The following is an 18,395-nucleotide window of genomic DNA, read 5'->3' as shown; positions in this document are numbered from 1 at the left end:
CTGAACAAAAAGGGCGGCGATATTAACAGAAATTGTTCATTTGCCGAGGATTATATTAGCTTCGCCGATCTATTTACCGTCGTCCCCGCGTTTTTTGGCGGGGAGCCGGTGTCATTTAGTTTAGCTCGTCGCTCGAAGCTCGGTACTCGCAGCGATATTATTTAAGTTGGATGTTTGACCAAATCAAAGAAGTCTTGTTGAATTTCAACTAAATAAGGATCGAGTGGCTTTTTGGTTGCACGGGTATCCGGTAATGGCACTTCTACGACTTTATAATTTTTTTCACCGATCATGATTAAGCTTTTGCCATCTCTGGCCGCTTCTACTGCGTAAGCACCTAATTTGGTGGCGAGCAGCCTATCCATGCTGACTGGTGAGCCGCCGCGTTGAATATGGCCTAATATCACGGGGCGACATTCCACATCCATATCTGTAGTGAGCTTTTGTGCTAAGGCGGTGGCGCCACCGGGATACAGGTTTTCAGTGATAACAATGATATAACTGCACATCCCCCTTTTTTGACGGGTGATTTTCACATGGCGTTTAATTTGCTCTAAATCCACGCCTTTTTCCGGATCGATTAATTCCGGCAATAACACCTGTTCGGCTCCGGAACCTATTGCCGCACTTAACCCGATAAAGCCAGCGTGACGGCCCATCACTTCGATCAAAAAAATACGTTCAAAGGCATCAGCTGTGTCTCTGACTTTATCAATAGCTTCCAAGGCGGTATCGATTGCCGTGTAATAACCAATCGTCCCATCTGTGCCATTAATATCGTTGTCGATGGTACCGGGCAGAGTAATAATTTGACCTTGCCAGTACTGGGACAAGTGTTCTGCCCCCATAAAAGAGCCATTACCACCGATAACCAATAAGGCATCAATATGCATACTGTTCAGGTTTTGTGCGGCACGTTCGGCCGCTTCCGGTTCAACAAATTCAGGACAGCGAGCACTGCGCAAAATAGTGCCACCCCGTTGGATAATATTGACGACGTCACCGGGATGCAGTGGTTGATATTCTCTTTTTAGTAGTCCGTTATAGCCATGTCGAAAGCCTATAACTTCAATCTGGTTACGATGAGCGGTGAGGACAATGGCGCGAATACAGGCGTTCATACCGGGGGCATCACCGCCAGAGGTTAATACTGCAATACGTTTCATTGAAATGGGGCCTCCTGTTTCAACAATCATCTCTGACTACTGAATTAATTGTTGTCTATTAAATAGTTAACCGATTATGTGGATAAAAAAGGGATGTGTCACCAGTAAATGAATAAAAACGTAAATGTATTGTGAATGTAATGGATTGACGCATATGGAAACAATTTTGTTCTAGTTGCAACTCATTAGAAATATCAATATAGGTATCATATTATTTTGGTCACATGCTATTTGGTAGAAACATGGTAAGAAAAATCCCGTTATGGATAATTGGTTTGATGTTATTGCTTGGCGGATGCAGCTCCAAATTTGCCTATAACAATCTGGATTGGTTGGCTTATTGGTATATCGATGATTACATCGATTTGGATCGAGGCCAAAAACGCTTGTTGGATAATAAATTAACCACCTGGTTAGAATGGCATCGTGGCGAAGAGCTGGTTAAATACCGGCAGCAACTAACAACGCTGCTTGCACAGCATCAACAGGGACCATTAAGCACACAACAGTGGCTGGAGCATTTTGAACAAGGAAGACAACATTGGTATCGGCTTAGGGATAAATTGGTGCCTGACTTGGTTGAATTGGCTCCGATGCTGACTGATCAACAAGTTAACCACATGTTTGAGCAACTTGAACAAGAAAATAGTGAGCAGGAACAGGACCGTCTTGAAAAAACCGCACAACAGTTACAGGCTCAGAGGTTTGACGATATAAGTGAAAATATCACTGAATTTGTCGGGCGGTTGTCGGAACAGCAAAAGCACATTATCAAGCAAGCCTTGCCTGAATTTGAGTCAGCATTCGATGATTGGATTGCGTACCGCCGGGCTTGGCAACAAGCTGCCAGAGATATGTTAAATAAACGAAATGAAAGTCCTGATTTTAATACCTCGTTTTTACATCTGATGAGTCATCCGGAAGAATTTCAAGCACAACGCTTTATAACGCTGGTGGAGCATAACCGGATGGTGTACGCTCGCCTCGTTGCGGATATTGATCAAACATTAACAGCTAAACAACGTGCTAAAATGGCTGGCGAGTTGACGGATCTTATTGAAGATTTAGATGATTTAATCGACACCGATTAAGTTATCTTCAAACCTTGCCGGTTAAGCCAATATTCGAACAATGTCATTGTCCTTATATAGAAGCTTCTTATGCAAAATAATCCAGAAATTCGTCATTGGTACGGATTTTTTTTGGCACTAACCACTGCCGTTATGTGGGGCGTTTTACCGGTTTTTCTCAAACTCTCTTTGCAGAAAATGGATCCGGTTACCATCACTTGGTATCGCTTTGCGGTCGCGGCGCTGTTTGTCTTGCTTGTGCTGTGGCGTAAACGGGCTTTAGCCGGTGTTTTTCGCTTGGGTAAAAAAAATAATCTGCTGTTGGCTGTGGCCTCCATCGGTTTGATCATCAATTATGTATTTTACTTGCAAGGACTGGATTACCTTAATCCGGAAACCGCTCAGGTATTGATTCAGTTGGCTCCCTTTCTGGTGATGATCGGGGGGATATATCTGTACAAAGAAAAATTTAGCCGCTTGGAGTGGGTTGGGGCGGTTTTACTGTTTGCCGGCATGCTACTGTTTTTCAATAATCGTCTGGATGAGCTGTTAAGTTCATTAAACCAGTATAGTCTTGGAGTGATAATGATTTTGTTAGCCGCTATCACCTGGGCTGTGTATGGGTTACTGCAAAAACGTTTATTAAGGGTGACAGGGGCGAAACAGATTACCTTGGTGATGTATTTGGCTGGGGTATTGGCGTTATTGCCTTTTTCAAGTCTGGGCACTGTTATGGAGCTTAGTCGTTTGCAATTATGGTCATTGGCCTTTTGTTGCGCCAATACCATTGTGGGTTATGGTGCATTTACCGAGGCCATGTCGGTTTGGCATGCCTCTAAAGTCAGTGCGGTAATCGCCTTGGCGCCCATTGTGACTATTTTAAGTATGGCGTTAGCGGTCAGAATCTGGCCCGAGTATTTTGCGGTTAGTGATATCAATTGGCTAGCCTATGTTGGGGCTGGGTTGGTGGTGTGTGGTTCGATAATGGCATCCATGGGCAAGTCTCGACCTGGAGTTAAAGGATAAAAAATGCAGGAATTAGCCACAGAATGGCGCTGCTTACAACAGCAATATGAAGACTATGAAAAAATGGCATTGTGGATCAAATTACTCAATGTGCTGATCACCTTGGTTTTGTTGATCTTTCCTCATGCTTTGGCAATTTGGTTAGTCGCGGTGCTATATGTGCAGGATGCAGTGGTGAAAACCATGCAATCCCGATTGGGAAATCGCTTGTTAGTGGTTGAACAGGCGATTAACACCAGCCTTGAGCCGGTTGTTAACAATACCGAGCGACATGCCTATCAGTTGCATAGTCAATGGCGAGCAAACCGGACGGGTGTGGTTGGTTTGCTCGCTGAATATATGCGACATTGCCTCAAACCTACCGTGGCTTTTCCCCATGTTATATTGCTGGCTCTGTTGTTTCTTCAGGCGTTGTAGGCCCGTTACGGGGAATGATTTTTATTAACTTGGCATTGTCGCCATCCGTTAATATGTAAATCGCCCCCTGAACATCAACTTTTATATCGCGCAGCCGATCGTTTAAATAACGCAGTACACTTTTCTGTTTTACCACTTTATTCCCTCGCATTTTTAGCCAACGTAACTCACGGGTTTTTAATGTGATGACGAGTATATCTCCGTCGAGTTCGCTGAACATCGCACCGCGATAGACCAGCATGGATGAAGGAGCAATCGATGGTGTCCAGTCAACAAAGGGTTGCTGCATGCCCGGATAGGTTTTATACGGAGAAATCATGGCTCCCGAATAATCTTTGCCGTTAGTGATGACCGGCCAGCCATAATTTTGTCCGGCTTTTATGATGTTGATTTCGTCACCACCTGCCGGTCCATGTTCATTTTCGAACAATAACTGCCGTTGGCTATCATAAAACAGGCCTTGTGGATTACGATGCCCATAGGACCAGATATAAGGATCCTTATCTTTTTGGCCAACAAAAGGATTATCATCTGGAAGGCTACCATCATCATTGATCCGGATAATTTTACCTAACTGACTATCCAGTTTTTGTGCATCCTCACGGTAATCAAATCCATCACCGACGCTAAACACTAATGTGTTATCGGCTAAAAATGCCATTCTGGCGCCATAATGGACAGGCGTATCCTTGAGTGGACTGGCCGTAAACAGTATTTGTTGATCAACCAATTCAAAATTTTTTAACCGGCCACGGATAATCCGGGTCGCATTTAGGCCGTCTTGTTCATAGGCATAGCTGAGGTAAATCCAGCCATTGTTTTTGTAATCAGGATGCAGAGCAATGTCCATCAATCCGCCCTGGCCTTTATTTAGCACCGTTGGAATACCCTTTATCCAGCTTTGTATTTGTCCTTTTTGTACCAGCAATAATTGACCGGGTTGCGTGGTAATTAAGAATTCATCTTGTCCGATAATTTCCATCGCCCACGGATGTTCAAGGTGGTTGATAACGGCCTCAAGTTCAAAACGCGGGAAGCTAAGGGTAAGGGGAGCGACTTTAGCGGATAAAGTGGGGCTGAGAAAAAGCATTATTAAACTAAACAGAGCCAAGCGGTGGTGGTATGTAGTTCGAGCCAGCATAATGCGTTCCATTGCTATTTGAGTTAAATAAGTTACTTTGTAGTGTTGAATAAATATGTAATTATTTCAATATGCTATTAGGGCGTGTTGATTTATTAACATGGGATATGATGGATCTTTGCTATGAATAAAATGCTTCGTCGGGCTATCAGTTTTTGGCTGGCCTCGTTAATAGCGTTTGTGATTGCCAGTGTTGCTCACACCCAGTTTGTTTTAGCCGGTTTGCAAGACATAGGTGTAGTAATTACGATGCCGATTAGAATTAAGGCAACGTTATCCGATTTAGTGGATTTAGCGCCGGGCTACGGTTCTGTTTTGGCGTTAGGATTATTGCTGGCGTTTGTGGCGATGTCAGGTCTTCGTCACCGTTATGCTGCACGGGGTCACCGGATAAGTTATTGGGTCTATCCTCTTAGCGGATTGCTGGCTGTGATCGTTATTCACTTTGCGATGAATCGCATTTTTGATATTACGCTGATTGCCGGTGCACGTTCATTTGCCGGTTATGTATGCCAATGCATGGCTGGATTTATTGGTGGACTGGTTTATGCTGCCAGTATCAAGTTCTTACGCCGATTCCGAAAACCGCGCACCAGACGTCGTCCAGTGCGCGAACAACGGTTACAACAAGGTTAGACGGTAATAATCTTGCAACTATTGGTTGCCCCTACGGTTTCCATATTGTCACCGTAAGTCATAATTAATTGATCACCGGGCTGAACCAAACCTTTTTCCAATAATCTGGATTTCACATCAAACGTCAGACGCCCTGGCTGACAGTGTTTGGAGTCAAAATAGACAGGTTTTACTCCGCGATATAACGCCATAACATTTAATGACTCTTGATGACGAGACATGGCAAATATCGGCAAAAAGGAGGTGATGCGTGACATCAGTCGAGCGGTATCACCGGTTTCCGTCAGTGCCACAATCGCCTTGATAGTCGACAAGTGGTTAGCGGCATACACTGCAGAAAGGGCAGTGGTCTCACTGATTGAACTAAAGTTTTCGTCAATTCGATGTTTGGATATTTTGACACTAGGGTGCGTTTCAGCACCTTCACAGACACGCGCCATGGCCAATACCGTTTCCACAGGGTAGTTACCTGCCGCAGTTTCTGCTGATAGCATGACTGCATCTGTACCATCTAACACCGCGTTAGCCACGTCCATGACTTCAGCCCGAGTTGGCATAGGACTGTCGATCATCGATTCCATCATTTGGGTCGCGGTAATCACCAGTTTATTCAACTGGCGTGAGCGAGCGATCAATTTCTTTTGGATACCGACTAGTTCAGCATCACCAATTTCTACACCCAGATCACCACGAGCCACCATAACCGCATCGGATGCCTCGATAATATCATCCATCGCCTCATCGGTGGCCACCGCTTCGGCGCGTTCTACTTTGGCACACATACGAGCATTGCAGCCTGCTTCTACTGCAAGTTGGCGGGCATAGCGCATATCTGCACCATTACGCGGGAACGATACGGCCAAGTAATCGACCTTCATAATCGCGGCGGTTTTAATATCTTCTTTATCTTTAGCCGTTAGGGCTTCTGCAGACAAGCCCCCACCCAAGCGGTTAATCCCTTTATTATTGGATAATTTTCCGCCGACAGTAACGGTGGTCATTACTTTGTTGCCTTCGACGGAATCGACTTTTAACTGAATTCTGCCGTCATCTAATAACAATAAGTCGTCTGTTTTGACATCTTTAGGCAAGGCTTTGTAATCAATACCAACGGCTTGCTGGTTACCGGCATTCGTGTCCATATCGGCATCGAGGATAAACTTGTCACCGATGGCTAACTTGATACTGCCTTCAACAAAGCGGGAAACTCGAATTTTAGGTCCCTGAAGATCACCTAATATGGCCACATATTTACCTAGCTCTTCAGCTGCTTCGCGGACGCGAGCGGCACGGTCAATATGATCTTGTGCGGTACCGTGTGAGAAGTTCATTCTCAATACATTGGCACCTGCTTCGAGGATAGCCTTGATTTGTTCTTTACTGTCCGTAGCTGGACCTAATGTAGCGACAATTTTCGTTCTTCTGAGCATCATAATATCGAGTAGCCTGTTGATAACTGCGTTTGTTGTAATTTAATTACAAAATAGTAAAGCACTATGGCATAAAAGTGAAGCTAATCAAACCGCAATCCAGTGTGATAATTTGGTTTTTGCATTGTTTTGTTTAATATAGTCTTAAATCGTCTAAAAAGAATTTTTAAATGAATTTCAGGGTATAAAAAGGGAGCGTCTCGCTCCCTGATAGAGATATTCCAAATGGGCTTATGCCATCCAGATTTAATGATTTTTTAATCAGTTGTTGGCGTTATTTGTCATAGCGTGAACCACGCAAGGTATCTTTTACCTTTTTCAGATTTTCTCTGAATTTAGGACCGCGACGCAAGGTAAAACCGGTCGCCAGAATATCAATTAATACCAGCTGCGCGATACGGGATGCCATGGGCATATACATATCGGTATCTTCCGGTACTTTTAGTGAAATAACCAAATTACACTCATTGGCTAAAGGGCTACCTTCACTGGTTAAACCTACTACTGTGGCATCATTGGAACGCGCTATTTGTGCGACATCCACTAAGCTTTTGGTACGGCCGGTATGGGAAATGAGCACCACCACGTCGCCTTCCGCGCAGTTCATGCAACTCATTCTTTGCATTAATACGTCTTCAAAATAAGACACGGGAACATTAAAACGGAAAAATTTATTTAACGCATCGTGTGCTACCGATGCAGATGCCCCTAAACCAAAAAAGGATATTTTTTTAGCTTGGGTCAGTAAATCCACCACCCGGTTGATGGTATTGATATCGACAGATTGTCTGGCTACTTCCAGTGATGCCATGGTGGATTCAAAAATCTTGCGGGTATATTCTTCGGGGGAGTCATGCTCTTCAACATGGCGGTTTACATAGGGCGTACCGTTTGCCAGGCTTTGGGCAAGATGTAACTTAAAATCGGGAAATCCTTTCGTATCAAGACGTCGACAAAAACGGTTGACGGTGGGCTCACTAACATTAGAAAGCTTTGCCAATGTGGCAATACTATAGTGAATAGTCGACTTCGGATCCGCTAAAATGGCTTCCGCTACCTTACGCTCAGATTTGCTGAACTGCCCGTGATTCAAGGTGATTTTTTCGATTATATTCATATTTCCTGACACTGTATTGATACCTGTCAAAAGCTGAAAGTCGTCCGTAACTTTTTGACAAAAGGCCGAGTTATAACTGCTCGATAGGCTACACTAAAGCGCATTAAGGTCAAAACAAATTCTAAAATGTTGTAAAATTACTACAATTAAGTTTAACATACTCTTATCAAAGCAAGCATATCTTAACTTCATATAGTAAGATTGTTGCTAAGTTTAATCATATACTTCAGGTAATTACATGGTATTGGACAATAATCTCGAACCTTGCGACTTTGTATTATACGGAACCGGCGGGGATCTCGCTCGTCGTAAACTTCTCCCTTCTTTATACCAGCTTGAAAAGGCCAACCTTTTGCATACCGATACGACGGTTGTTGGGGTTGCCCGTCAGGAAATGTCAAAAGAAGATTATTTGCAAATGGTAGAAGAAAATATCAGAAAATTTAATTCCGATACCATCTGTGAAAAAAGCCTGGAGCGTTTATTGGCGCGGATTAGTTATCTGAAAGTTGATTTCAAAAATATGGATGACTACAAGGCGCTTAAAGGCATATCAGCACCAACGCGCAATATGGTGTGTTATTTTGCAACACCACCTTCCATATTTGGTGACATTTGTAATGGTATGCATCAGGCCGATGTAATTGATGATAGCGTGCGAGTCGTACTAGAGAAGCCTATTGGTCATGATTTAGCGTCGTCTAAGGTGATTAACGATCAAGTCGCGGCATTTTTCAGTGAAAAACAAATTTACCGAATCGATCATTATTTGGGTAAAGAAACCGTTCTGAATTTGATCGCGTTGCGTTTTGCCAATTCGTTATTTACCAATAACTGGGATCATAACTGTATTGATCATGTACAAATCAGCGTAGCGGAATCAGTCGGGATTGAAGGCCGCTGGGGTTACTTCGATGAAGCTGGCCAAATGCGGGATATGGTACAAAACCATTTATTGCAAATTCTTACTCTGGTTGCGATGGAGCCGCCTCCAACACTGGAAGCTGACAGTATTCGTAACGAAAAAGTAAAAGTACTTAAAGCGTTACGTCCAATTGATAGCAGCAATGTCGATCAGAAAACCGTGCGTGGTCAGTACACCAATGGGTTTATCAACGGTAAAGAAGTCCCGGGATATTTAGACGAACCGGACGCCAATACGACCAGTAAAACTGAAACCTTTGTGGCATTGAAAGTGGAAATCGATAACTGGCGCTGGGCGGGCGTGCCATTCTACCTGCGCACCGGTAAACGCTTACCGTCTAAAGTGAGTGAAGTGGTTATTTATTTCAAGAAGCAACCACACAATTTGTTTAAAGACAGTTTCCCCAGTTTGCCACCCAATAAATTAACTATTCGTTTGCAACCGGATGAAGGGGTTGAAGTCACGGTAATGAATAAATTACCTGGCTTAACCGGCACTCATTCGATGGATCTGCAAAAAACCAAGCTTAATTTGAGCTTTTCTGAAACCTTCAAAGATGAGCGAATTGCTGATGCCTATGAAAAATTACTGCTTGAAGTGATGTTGGGCAATCAGGCGTTGTTTGTGCATCGTGATGAAGTTGAACAGGCCTGGACCTGGGTTGATGGAATTATGGATGCATGGCGCCACAGTAGCGAACCACCTGCACCCTATCAAGCGGGTACATGGGGACCAGTATCGTCGATTGCCTTATTAGCTCGTGAAGATAAAGCATGGTACGAAGGGCGGGTAACTAAAAAATGAAACAGTCACTATTTCAATCAACAGAGCAATTAAATCAACAATTTAGCCAACGCATCGTTGCATTGCTGGAGCAGGGAATTAACGCCAAAGGTCGCGCTAGTTTGCTGGTATCTGGCGGGAGAACCCCACTGGGCTTGTTTGCTGAATTATCAAATAGTCAGCTGGATTGGAGCAAAGTGGATGTTAGTTTGGCTGATGAACGTTGGGTTGACGCTGATGATGACGCCAGCAACGAAAAACTGGTGCGCGATAATTTGTTAAAAAATAACGCGGCAGCGGCCAATTTTGTGTCACTTAAAACCGAACACGCTAACGCTGCCGATGCAGTTGACGAACTGACGTCGCGATTGGACAGTATGGCTCAACCATTTGATGTGCTGATTTTGGGCATGGGTGAAGACGGCCATACCGCGTCTTTGTTTCCCTGTTCGGCACAAATTGCCGATGGTTTGGCCATGGATTCACAGCAAAAACTGATTGCCGTGACTCCCGGTAACGCCCCACATCAGCGTATGTCATTGACCTTACCTGCGTTACTAACCAGTCAGAATATTTTCCTTCACCTTACCGGCGACAGCAAAATGCAAGTTTTGCAACAAGCGCTGGATGGTAAAGATGAACTCGCAATGCCCATTCGAGCAGTGCTTAATCGCGCTGATGTCGAGCTTATTTGGGCCGCATAGGAGCCAAAATGAATAAGACCATTAATGCAGTGACCGACAGGATCATTGCCCGTAGTAAAAAGAGTCGCCAAGACTATTTAGATAAGATTGAAAAAGCCCGTCGTCAGGGGCCACATCGTGGCGTGTTGTCCTGTGGTAATCTGGCTCACGGTTTTGCTGCATGTAATCCAAGCGATAAAGCTGATTTACGCAGTATGACCAAGGCTAATATTGCAATTACCTCGGCTTATAACGATATGTTGTCTGCTCATCAGCCTTATGAAACTTATCCGCAAATTATTAAACAAGCCATTGCTGAAGTCGGTGGAGTAGCGCAGTTTGCTGGTGGGGTTCCGGCGATGTGTGACGGGGTAACGCAAGGCAATCCGGGTATGGATTTAAGCTTGATGAGCCGTGATGTAATTGCTATGTCTACCGCGATCGGCCTGTCCCACAATATGTTTGATGGTAGCTTGGCATTAGGTATTTGTGACAAGATCGTACCAGGATTGTTGATTGGTTCATTGGCCTTTGGGCATCTTCCTACTGTGTTTGTTCCTGCCGGCCCGATGCCATCAGGTATTCCCAACAAAGAAAAAGCCCGTGTTCGTCAAGCCTATGTTGAAGGCAAAGCGACGCGTGAAGAATTACTCGAAGCCGAATCCAGTTCTTATCATGCGGCAGGCACTTGTACCTTTTATGGTACTGCCAACAGTAATCAGTTGGTAGTTGAAGTCATGGGGTTACATCTACCCGGCTCCTCTTTTGTTAATCCCGGTACGCCATTGCGGGAAGCGTTAACCAAAGCCGCGGCCAAACAAGTTACCCGTTTGACTGATTTGGGCGGTAACTACATGCCAATCGGGCATATTGTTGATGCCAAAGCTATCGTTAATGGTTTGGTGGCGTTGCTCGCTACCGGCGGGTCAACCAACCATACAATGCATTTAGTGGCGGTAGCCAAAGCAGCCGGTTACACCATCAACTGGGATGATTTTTCTGAAATATCCAAAGTGGTGCCGTTGTTAACGCATATTTATCCAAATGGTTCGGCCGATATTAACCATTTTGTTGCCGCCGGTGGTATGGCGTTGCTGTTTAAAGAGTTGTTAGGTGCCGGATTATTACATAATGATGTTAATACCATCTGTGGTAAAGGCTTAGAGCAATATACCAAAGAGCCGGTATTAGTTGACGGTGAACTGCAATGGCGCGATGGCGCTGAAAAATCTCTTGATCCAGAGGTTATCGCTACGTGTGCCGCACCATTTAAGCCAGATGGCGGATTAGCCTTGTTACAAGGTAATTTAGGTCGCGCGGTAATGAAAACCTCAGCTTTGCGCGCTAATAAAACTAAAATTGTTGCCCCAGCGGTGGTGTTTGAAGATCAATTTGATTTAGATAAAGCATTTAATGCTGGTGAGTTGAATAAAGATTGTATCGTCGTGGTGCGCTTTCAGGGGCCTAAAGCCATTGGTATGCCTGAACTACATCGATTAACGCCGCCACTTGGCGTGTTACAGGATCGTGGATTTAATGTCGCACTAGTGACTGATGGCCGTATGTCTGGTGCATCAGGTAAAGTGCCAGCAGCGATCCATGTCACCCCCGAAGCCTATAATGGTGGGTTGTTAGCCAAAGTTAAGGATGGCGACATGATTGAGCTGGATGCCGCTAATGGCACGCTGCAATTATTAGTCGATGAAGAAGAATTAACTCAACGTGAAAACGTGTTGGCGTCTATCGACCATCATTTAGTTGGCATGGGACGTGAAATGTTTGCCGGTATGCGCAGTGAATTGACGGGTGCCGAGCAAGGAGCCTGCTCATTGTTTGGGACTCAGGAGCAAGTGGGATGACGGCAAGATTTGTTGCGGATGTAGGCGGAACTAACATTCGTCTTGCTCGTGAAGTAAAAGGGCAGTTAGCGGATATAAAAAAGTATCTGTGCAATGATTTTGCCACGATTGCCGATGTGATCAAACTCTATTGCGATTCACTACCTGAGCATGATTTTGTTGCCGGTTGTATCGCCATTGCTTGTCCAGTAAGTGGTGATAAAGTCAAAATGACTAACCATTATTGGGAGTTTTCTATTGAGCAAACCCGACAGAATTTGGGGTTGCAGAACCTTATGGTTATCAATGATTACACAGCGATCTCGATGTCATTACCGGTTCTGAGTGAACAACAAAAAGTCAAAATTGGCGGTGGTGAACCTGTCGAAAACGGCACCATGGCGGTTTTTGGTGCCGGTACAGGTTTGGGAGTAGGGCACCTGATTCCTATTACCGAAGGCTGGAAAGCCATGCCGGGCGAAGGGGGCCATGTTGATTTTGCCCCTATCGATGATAACGATTTATATATATGGCAATTTTTACGTAAACACCATGGCCATGTGTCAGCAGAACAGCTGATTTCAGGGCCCGGTTTACTGCAGATTTATCAAGCATTAGCTGAGAAAAATGCCGTCGTACCAGACGCTTGCAGTTCGCCCGCGGAAGTGACCAATCGGGCACTTGATGGTAGTTGCGCTGTGTGTGTTGAAGCCTTGCAGCAATTTTGCCGGGTGATGGGCAGTTTTGCCGGCAACTTGGCGCTGAATATGGGCACTTTCGGTGGGGTTTATATTGCCGGTGGTATCGCCCAGCGTTTTGTGGATTTCGTGTGTCACAGTGAATTTAGACAGCGTTTTGAAGATAAAGGCCGTCTTAAACATTATGTACAGAATATACCCGTTTATCTCATTGTTGAGCCAGATCATGGCTTGATGGGCGCAGCTGCGTACCTTGAGCAGAATATGAAGGAAGTATCATGACGAAAAATTGGACCCTATCCGTGGCAGATTTGTTTGCCAAAGGACCGGTAGTACCGGTCATAGTGATCCGTGAATTAGAACACGCAGTACCCCTGGCTAAAGCGTTAATTGCCGGTGGAATTTCTGTTTTAGAGGTGACCTTACGCACTCCGGTGGCACTTGAAGCGATTCGTAAAATTGCCGATGAAGTACCCGATGCCATTATTGGTGCCGGCACGGTTACCAACAAAAAACAGCTTCAGCAAGTTATCGATGCCGGAGCGATGTTTGCCATTAGTCCCGGGTTGACTAGCGAGCTGTTGGATGCGGGGAATGAATCGCCAATTGCGTTAATTCCCGGGGTATCTTCGATTTCAGAATTAATGAACGGGCTTGATAAAGGCTACGATCATTTTAAATTCTTTCCGGCTGAAGCATCAGGTGGATTAAAAGCCATTCAGTCTATTGGCGGTCCTTTCCCGGATGTGACTTTCTGCCCAACCGGTGGTATCGGTCCAAAAAATTATCTGGATTATTTGGCTCAGCCTAATATTCGTTGTGTCGGTGGCTCATGGTTAGCCCCGGACGACGCGGTACAAAATGGTGAATGGCAGCGAATTACCGATTTGGCTGCTCAGGCCATACAAGGAGCAAATAGTATTAAAGGCGCGTAAAGCGCCTTTTTTGTGCATCAATATTTTCCATTCATCAGGTTTAATTGCAGCTCCAAACTATCCCGTTTATTAAATAAATGTTAGTTATCTGTGTAATTCTGTCGTCTTTAAGTGATCCGCGTTAAATGATTGGTTATAGTAGCGCTCTGGTCTTTTTCGATTGACATTTTTTCTGGGTATATTGGTTAATGATAATGCGTAATTTATTGCTAGTTTTGAGTTTAGTGGTCGGCATTCAGGGCTGCTCATCAATGATGCACGGACAAGCTAAACAACAGGAATCGGGGCAAATGGGAAATCTGGTTCTGGCCGAGCCCGCTCCGGTTAATCTGCGCAGTCAAATGGCCTTGGCTCGTCTGACAGATATTCTGGAACAGGTTAAAGTGCCGGACAACCAAAAGGCTGAATTTTTATATCAGCGTGGCGTGTTATATGACAGTGTTGGGCTGTCAGGCATGGCTCAGTATGATTTTAATCGGGCATTGAGTCTTAACCCGAATATGGCCGAAGCGCATAATTTCCTGGGCATTCATTACACCCAGCAGATGGAGTTTATACAGGCTTATGATGAATTTGATGCCACTTTGGATATTGATCCCGATCATGATTATGCCTTTTTAAATCGTGGCATTGCGCTGTATTACGGTGGGCGTCCCGAATTGGCAGTACAGGATCTGGATAACTTTTTCAGTAAAGATAAAACCGATCCTTACCGTGCATTGTGGACCTATATTGCTGAAAAAGAGTTGAATGCCGACAGTGCCATGCAACATCTGCGTGCGAGCCGAGAGCGGTTAGACGAACAGAATTGGGCAACCATGTTGGTTGATTTCTATCTCGGCGATATTAATGAATCACAATTATTATCGACGTTAATGCTAGGGGTAACCAACCAGAAGCAACTAACCGATAAACTGTGTGAGGCATATTTTTATCTGGGTAAGTATCATATGGGCAAAGGACAAAATGGTATTGCCTCCAACTATTTTAAATTGGCCTTAAGTACCAATGTCTATGATTTTGTTGAACATCGTTATGCGCGTCTTGAGCTTAATTTAATGCGTGAACGAACCTATGATGATGTAACAACAGATTAGTGGTTAATCCCGTGAGGGAATTGTCCATGGCTCACCTTTGGCTGCTGCTGACACTATTTTTTGTAACAGGCTTACAATACGACAGCAGTCGTGAGCCAAGGATATTGTTACACAATGCGCAACAACAGCCAGAACGCTATACGAGCTGGGCATTATTGCTCCCCGTTGGTACGCAACAGCAGACCCGGCTAGCTCTATCGGCATTATCTCAATCCAATTCTGTTTACTGGTTAACTATCGCGGCTAAAGCGAACGATGCGAATGCACAATATCTATTGGCCCAGTTGCAAACGGATCCTGATGCTAGTCAATTCTGGTTAGTTGAAGCGGCTAATAATGGATTATCAATTGCTCAACAGGCGTTGTATCAACAATTGCATCAATCGGATCCCCAGCAAGCATTAGCCTGGTTAACTAAGGCTGCACAGAGCAATGCTGATAGCGCCTTGTTATTGGCCGAGCAAAAATGGCAGCAGGGGGATCAACCGCAATTCAAATTTTATCTTCTTCAAGCGAAGCGTCTGGGATCGGTTAAAGCAGATGCTTATTTAAACGCGTTCCAACAGCGTAACGTGATGTATTCTCAAACAACTAATAGCAATCACTGTCAGCAGGATATTATGTTGATAGCTACATCACTGGATAGTTTGCTTCAAGCGCACAAATTTAAGCAAAAATATCATCAAGATAGTCATTTTAACGCGCTACCGATTTGTTTGGGCAAGATTAAGATGTTTACCAATAAGCAGCTTGATTGCGCGGATAACTGGTTAGGAACCCAGCGGTTAGGGTGTGATGAAAACCAGTTAGCTGTGCGCTTACAGGGGGAAAGGTTTAGTCATTTAGTCATTTTTGCCCGTCAGGGAAAAGCCAATGTAAAAAATGGCATCATGTATCTGGACAGGCAAGACAGTTATCAAGTCTTTATCCACGAACTGGCACATTTCGCCGGTTTTGTGGATGAATACCCCTTATCCCGTCACTTGGCAAAGCAATTTTGTGCGATGGGTAAAACCATTCCAAATTTATTAATAGAGAAAAACAGCCAGCCTTTAACGTTGCCAAAGCGCTGGGGCGATATGGATAAATCACAACTAGCGCTGGCCAGAACCTGTGATAATAGTGAGTATCAAGCGTATAAACCGATTGAAGATTTTACCTTTATGGAGTTTTACGATCAGGGAGTGATACCTCCTCTTTACTTAACATTGTGGCAGCAGCAGTTAGCTGAACCCAGCCAGATGTTACCCGCTTATATTAATTTGGCTAACGCAGCACAAAGTAATGGTGATAAAGCCTTGCAGCAATATTGGTGGCAGCGTTATCAGGATTTTTCAAATAACCTGTTGTGATAATGGCTGTCCACAGCGACGACATTGATATTGTATTCCTGCTAATACTTTATTGTGGCGCCTTATCGACAACTGGTGTTGCTGGCACTGGCAGCGGTAGTTGAATACTTTGCCCTGTACTTTACTCACATCCATATTATGGCGTGTTTTAGGGGCTAACCGGTAAATGTTGCGCATTAATCCTTGCCACTGTTCACCATGGGGACGCACTTTGCCGTACAGATGATATGCCAACAGGTGGCAAATTTCGTGGGGGATGACGTGGTGGATAAAATGGGGGGTGTTATCCGCTAAAAGTACCGGATTAAACCGCAACTCATTTAATTGTAGTCGTGCAGAGCCAGCGATTTTTCCGCGCTGATTAAAACGCACAACCGGACGAGGAAATGATTGGCCAAGTTGTTGTTCGGCCTGTAAATAGCACTCTTCAACTTGCCGGATAACCTGTTGTTGGATTGAATTATCCGGCATAGAGACGATCTCGATTTATTTTACTTCTTCGCCAGCGGCTTGTTTATCAGCATGATAGCTGGAGCGGACTAACGGACCACAGGCGGCGTGAGTAAAGCCTAATTGTTCAGCTTGTACTCTAAGTTCATCAAACTCGTCAGGATGAACATAACGTTTTACCGGATAATGATGGCGGCTAGGTTGTAGATATTGGCCTAAGGTCAACATATCCACGTCGTGCTCGCGTAAGTCTTTTAATACTTGCAACATTTCTTCCTTGTTTTCACCCATACCCATCATTAAGCCTGATTTGGTGGGAATGTCGGGATGTTGCTGCTTGAATTTTTGCAGTAATTCCAATGACCACTTGTAGTTCGCGCCGGGACGACATTCACGGTACAAACTCGGGATCGTTTCCAGATTATGGTTAAACACATCCGGCACACCCTGCTTGAAGATTTCTAATGCTCTGTCCATTCGACCGCGAAAATCAGGCACTAATACTTCAATTTTAGTCGCTGGACTATGCTCACGAATAGCATTGATACAATCCACAAAGTGTTGTGCGCCACCGTCGCGCAGATCATCCCGATCCACAGAGGTTATAACCACATATTTAAGACGCATTTCTGCAATGGTTTTGGCCAGCTTCTCTGGTTCTTCTGCACTGGGGGGAAGAGGTTTCCCGTGGGCGACATCACAAAATGGGCAACGTCGGGTACAGATATCACCAAGAATCATAAAGGTCGCGGTGCCATGGTTGAAACATTCAGCCAGATTAGGGCAGGAGGCTTCTTCACAAACCGAATGCAGTTTGTTTTTACGTAACGTAGCCTTGATATGATCGATGCGCTCTGTTTGTGCCGGCAATTTGATTTTTATCCATTCCGGTTTGCGCAGCATCTGCTCTCGTTCAGTGGGAACGATAGTGACAGGTATATGCTCTACTTTTCGTTCATCACGAAGTTTTTCACCGGCTTGTACACGTACTTTACTCATCAAATCCTTCCCGAAAATCAATTTGCGTAATGGATAACTGCTGACAGAATTGTTGAACCAGTTTATCCGATGCTTCTTGCATCGTTTGTGGTCCACCTTGGGTGCGGCAGTCTGTCATACTTAATCCCGCATATCCACAAGGGTTGATCCGTAAAAATGGGCTTAGATCCATATTAACATTCAGAGCTAATCCATGAAATGAGCAGCCTTTGCGGATCCTGAGTCCAATCGAACAGATTTTCTGCTCACCGACATAAACACCAGGCGCATCCGCTTTGGGATAAGCCTCTATTTGATAGGGATGGAGTAAATTCACGATACTATTTTCCAACTCGGTAACGAGTTGACGCACCCCTAATTTTCGGCGTTTTATATTTAATAATACATACAGCATTTGCTGACCATGGCCGTGGTAGGTCACCTGACCGCCACGATCCACTTTAACCACCGGAATATCTCCCGGTGCTAACAGATGCTCTTCCTTACCCGCCTGACCCTGAGTAAATACGGGATGATGCTCTACTAACCAGATTTCATCCGGGCTGGATTCATCACGCTGATCGGTAAAGCGTTGCATGGCCTGCCAGATAGGTAAATAGTCTTGCTGGCCTAACTGGCGAACAATAATGTGC

18 protein-coding genes are annotated in these 18,395 nt (G+C 44.6%); 11 read left to right on the top strand and 7 right to left on the bottom strand.

Translation table 11 applies throughout. The features are described from left to right. Positions 1–161: 161 nt before the first annotated feature. Positions 162–1,166: an ATP-dependent 6-phosphofructokinase gene (locus ACTD55_RS14415; RefSeq protein ID WP_438865036.1), complete on the bottom strand. Its 1,005-nt coding sequence runs from the start codon at positions 1,164–1,166 to the stop codon at positions 162–164. A gap of 242 nt (positions 1,167–1,408) precedes the next feature. Between ACTD55_RS14415 and ACTD55_RS14410 the strand changes: the two genes are divergently transcribed. The 3 genes from ACTD55_RS14410 (at position 1,409) to ACTD55_RS14400 (ending at position 3,679) form a co-directional block, all read left to right on the top strand. Further along, positions 1,409–2,257 carry a DUF6279 family lipoprotein gene (locus ACTD55_RS14410; RefSeq protein WP_438865035.1) on the top strand — a complete coding sequence of 283 codons (849 nt, stop codon included), beginning with the start codon at positions 1,409–1,411 and terminating at the stop codon, positions 2,255–2,257. A 69-nt stretch (positions 2,258–2,326) separates the two neighbouring features. Next, positions 2,327–3,262 carry a DMT family transporter gene (locus tag ACTD55_RS14405; RefSeq protein ID WP_438865034.1) on the top strand — a complete coding sequence of 312 codons (936 nt, stop codon included), beginning with the start codon at positions 2,327–2,329 and terminating at the stop codon, positions 3,260–3,262. 3 nt (positions 3,263–3,265) lie between these two features. Then, positions 3,266–3,679, top strand: a complete 414-nt coding sequence (locus ACTD55_RS14400) for a hypothetical protein (protein ID WP_438865033.1) — start codon at positions 3,266–3,268, stop codon at positions 3,677–3,679. Here ACTD55_RS14400 and ACTD55_RS14395 read toward each other — a convergent pair. Continuing rightward, entirely contained in the window at positions 3,642–4,820 is a 1,179-nt protein-coding gene (locus ACTD55_RS14395) for a PQQ-dependent sugar dehydrogenase (protein WP_438865032.1), read from the bottom strand. The genes ACTD55_RS14400 and ACTD55_RS14395 overlap by 38 nt on opposite strands. A 123-nt stretch (positions 4,821–4,943) precedes the next feature. On the opposite strand from ACTD55_RS14395, the gene ACTD55_RS14390 reads away from it, so the two are divergent. Beyond that, entirely contained in the window at positions 4,944–5,456 is a 513-nt protein-coding gene (locus ACTD55_RS14390; protein ID WP_438865031.1) for a hypothetical protein, read from the top strand. On the opposite strand, the gene pyk is transcribed toward ACTD55_RS14390, so the two are convergent. Beyond that, on the bottom strand, positions 5,453–6,886 hold the full coding sequence (gene pyk / locus ACTD55_RS14385) for a pyruvate kinase (protein WP_438865096.1): 1,434 nt from the start codon (positions 6,884–6,886) through the stop codon (positions 5,453–5,455). The genes ACTD55_RS14390 and pyk overlap by 4 nt on opposite strands. Before the next feature lie 274 nt (positions 6,887–7,160). Continuing rightward, positions 7,161–8,003, bottom strand: a complete 843-nt coding sequence (locus tag ACTD55_RS14380) for a MurR/RpiR family transcriptional regulator (protein WP_438865030.1) — start codon at positions 8,001–8,003, stop codon at positions 7,161–7,163. A 238-nt stretch (positions 8,004–8,241) separates the two neighbouring features. Between ACTD55_RS14380 and zwf the strand changes: the two genes are divergently transcribed. The 7 genes from zwf to ACTD55_RS14345 all read left to right on the top strand — a co-directional run bounded on the left by zwf (position 8,242) and on the right by ACTD55_RS14345 (position 16,314). Then, entirely contained in the window at positions 8,242–9,732 is a 1,491-nt protein-coding gene (gene zwf / locus ACTD55_RS14375) for a glucose-6-phosphate dehydrogenase (protein ID WP_438865029.1), read from the top strand. Next, positions 9,729–10,415 (top strand): 6-phosphogluconolactonase, encoded by a 687-nt coding sequence (gene pgl, locus ACTD55_RS14370; RefSeq protein ID WP_438865028.1) that lies wholly within the window; start codon positions 9,729–9,731, stop codon positions 10,413–10,415. The genes zwf and pgl overlap by 4 nt, the downstream gene beginning before the upstream one ends. 8 nt (positions 10,416–10,423) lie before the next feature. Next, positions 10,424–12,253, top strand: a complete 1,830-nt coding sequence (gene edd, locus ACTD55_RS14365) for a phosphogluconate dehydratase (RefSeq protein ID WP_438865027.1) — start codon at positions 10,424–10,426, stop codon at positions 12,251–12,253. Then, entirely contained in the window at positions 12,250–13,212 is a 963-nt protein-coding gene (locus tag ACTD55_RS14360; protein WP_438865026.1) for a glucokinase, read from the top strand. The genes edd and ACTD55_RS14360 overlap by 4 nt, the downstream gene beginning before the upstream one ends. Then, positions 13,209–13,865 carry a bifunctional 4-hydroxy-2-oxoglutarate aldolase/2-dehydro-3-deoxy-phosphogluconate aldolase gene (locus tag ACTD55_RS14355; protein ID WP_438865025.1) on the top strand — a complete coding sequence of 219 codons (657 nt, stop codon included), beginning with the start codon at positions 13,209–13,211 and terminating at the stop codon, positions 13,863–13,865. The genes ACTD55_RS14360 and ACTD55_RS14355 overlap by 4 nt, the downstream gene beginning before the upstream one ends. Positions 13,866–14,056: 191 nt before the next feature. Further along, complete coding sequence (gene nlpI, locus ACTD55_RS14350; protein ID WP_438865095.1) at positions 14,057–14,962, top strand: lipoprotein NlpI; 906 nt, start codon at positions 14,057–14,059, stop codon at positions 14,960–14,962. A 26-nt stretch (positions 14,963–14,988) separates the two neighbouring features. Next, complete coding sequence (locus ACTD55_RS14345) at positions 14,989–16,314, top strand: sel1 repeat family protein (RefSeq protein WP_438865024.1); 1,326 nt, start codon at positions 14,989–14,991, stop codon at positions 16,312–16,314. On the opposite strand, the gene ACTD55_RS14340 is transcribed toward ACTD55_RS14345, so the two are convergent. From ACTD55_RS14340 to lipB, 3 genes are read right to left on the bottom strand one after another with little or no spacing between them, the layout of a single operon-like run. After that, entirely contained in the window at positions 16,297–16,785 is a 489-nt protein-coding gene (locus tag ACTD55_RS14340; protein WP_438865023.1) for a SprT family zinc-dependent metalloprotease, read from the bottom strand. The two genes, ACTD55_RS14345 and ACTD55_RS14340, sit on opposite strands and share 18 nt — an antisense overlap. Before the next feature lie 15 nt (positions 16,786–16,800). Further along, positions 16,801–17,763: a lipoyl synthase gene (lipA, locus tag ACTD55_RS14335; RefSeq protein ID WP_438865022.1), complete on the bottom strand. Its 963-nt coding sequence runs from the start codon at positions 17,761–17,763 to the stop codon at positions 16,801–16,803. After that, entirely contained in the window at positions 17,756–18,340 is a 585-nt protein-coding gene (gene lipB, locus ACTD55_RS14330; protein WP_438865094.1) for a lipoyl(octanoyl) transferase LipB, read from the bottom strand. Before lipB ends, lipA begins: the two co-directional genes overlap by 8 nt. Positions 18,341–18,395 lie beyond the last annotated feature (55 nt).

Origin of the sequence: Neptunicella sp., assembly GCF_048268085.1 — a bacterium.
Taxonomy (GTDB): domain Bacteria; phylum Pseudomonadota; class Gammaproteobacteria; order Enterobacterales; family Alteromonadaceae; genus Neptunicella.
The sequence above is the reverse complement of the archived record's forward strand: the minus strand, read 5'-3'. Positions and strand labels throughout refer to the sequence as shown.

Bases quoted from the DNA above. Each gene is read 5' to 3' on its own strand.
- ACTD55_RS14415 (WP_438865036.1), bottom strand. From the start codon at position 1,166: ATGAAACGTATTGCAGTATTAACCTCTGGCGGTGATGCCCCCGGTATG.
- ACTD55_RS14410 (WP_438865035.1), top strand. From the start codon at position 1,409: ATGGTAAGAAAAATCCCGTTATGGATAATTGGTTTGATGTTATTGCTT.
- ACTD55_RS14405 (WP_438865034.1), top strand. From the start codon at position 2,327: ATGCAAAATAATCCAGAAATTCGTCATTGGTACGGATTTTTTTTGGCA.
- ACTD55_RS14400 (WP_438865033.1), top strand. From the start codon at position 3,266: ATGCAGGAATTAGCCACAGAATGGCGCTGCTTACAACAGCAATATGAA.
- ACTD55_RS14395 (WP_438865032.1), bottom strand. From the start codon at position 4,820: ATGCTGGCTCGAACTACATACCACCACCGCTTGGCTCTGTTTAGTTTA.
- ACTD55_RS14390 (WP_438865031.1), top strand. From the start codon at position 4,944: ATGAATAAAATGCTTCGTCGGGCTATCAGTTTTTGGCTGGCCTCGTTA.
- pyk (WP_438865096.1), bottom strand. From the start codon at position 6,886: ATGCTCAGAAGAACGAAAATTGTCGCTACATTAGGTCCAGCTACGGAC.
- ACTD55_RS14380 (WP_438865030.1), bottom strand. From the start codon at position 8,003: ATGAATATAATCGAAAAAATCACCTTGAATCACGGGCAGTTCAGCAAA.
- zwf (WP_438865029.1), top strand. From the start codon at position 8,242: ATGGTATTGGACAATAATCTCGAACCTTGCGACTTTGTATTATACGGA.
- pgl (WP_438865028.1), top strand. From the start codon at position 9,729: ATGAAACAGTCACTATTTCAATCAACAGAGCAATTAAATCAACAATTT.
- edd (WP_438865027.1), top strand. From the start codon at position 10,424: ATGAATAAGACCATTAATGCAGTGACCGACAGGATCATTGCCCGTAGT.
- ACTD55_RS14360 (WP_438865026.1), top strand. From the start codon at position 12,250: ATGACGGCAAGATTTGTTGCGGATGTAGGCGGAACTAACATTCGTCTT.
- ACTD55_RS14355 (WP_438865025.1), top strand. From the start codon at position 13,209: ATGACGAAAAATTGGACCCTATCCGTGGCAGATTTGTTTGCCAAAGGA.
- ACTD55_RS14345 (WP_438865024.1), top strand. From the start codon at position 14,989: ATGGCTCACCTTTGGCTGCTGCTGACACTATTTTTTGTAACAGGCTTA.
- ACTD55_RS14340 (WP_438865023.1), bottom strand. From the start codon at position 16,785: ATGCCGGATAATTCAATCCAACAACAGGTTATCCGGCAAGTTGAAGAG.
- lipA (WP_438865022.1), bottom strand. From the start codon at position 17,763: ATGAGTAAAGTACGTGTACAAGCCGGTGAAAAACTTCGTGATGAACGA.
- lipB (WP_438865094.1), bottom strand. From the start codon at position 18,340: ATGCAACGCTTTACCGATCAGCGTGATGAATCCAGCCCGGATGAAATC.